This is a genomic window from Devosia riboflavina (genome assembly GCF_000743575.1).
GTDB classification, from domain to species: domain Bacteria; phylum Pseudomonadota; class Alphaproteobacteria; order Rhizobiales; family Devosiaceae; genus Devosia; species Devosia riboflavina.
Map to the genome: position 1 here is coordinate 1 of NZ_JQGC01000086.1, position 665 is coordinate 665.

The following is a 665-nucleotide window of genomic DNA, read 5'->3' on the forward strand; positions in this document are numbered from 1 at the left end:
CGCGGTCGCCCTTTTTGACGCCCTGTGCCTTGAGCACGTTGGCGAAGCGGTTCACTTCGTCATAGAGGCGCTGGTAGGTGATGTGGTCCTGCGTGCCGGGCGTATCGCCCTCCCAGATCAGCGCAACCTGGTTGGCGCGCTGCGGCAGGTGCCGGTCGATGCAGTTGGCCGAGATGTTGAGCACCCCGTCCTCGAACCATTTGATCGACACGTTCGGAAATTCGAACGAGGTGTTCTTGATCTTGGTCGGCGGCTTGATCCAGTCGATCCGCTTGGCCTGCTCGGCCCAGAAGCCCTCGGGATCGTTGACCGACCGCGCATACATTGCTTCGTACTGTTCCTCGGTGACCCAGGTACGGGCCTTGGCCTCGGCGCTCGGTTCGAACACGAGTTGATCGCTCATGCCTTCCTCCCAGTTTAGTGTTTGGCGTTACTAACCATCACTGACGCAAGGCCGCAAGCATACCACTTGCCGATTAGCCTCCTCGCGCCTCGGTAGTATCCATTATTTCCCCTTCTTCCACCGGTTAACCGGCAGCGCAATACGATGGCGCCGAAGGCCGTAAGGTCTTGGCAGATCAGGTTAAATGGGGGATTCAGCCTTGACCGATGTCGCTACGGCCTTGGCCGGTGGCCCCACTGCGGCAAACGCCGCGTCAATGACC

Annotated in this window: 1 protein-coding gene; it reads right to left on the minus strand. The window is 59.8% G+C overall.

Annotation, left to right across the window (positions count from 1 at the left end; all coding sequences use genetic code 11):
* The coding region (locus tag JP75_RS24815; RefSeq protein ID WP_035087988.1) for an acetyl-coenzyme A synthetase N-terminal domain-containing protein at window positions 1-403 on the minus strand (403 nt) is incomplete at its 3' end.
* Between the last annotated feature and the right edge of the window lie 262 nt (window positions 404-665).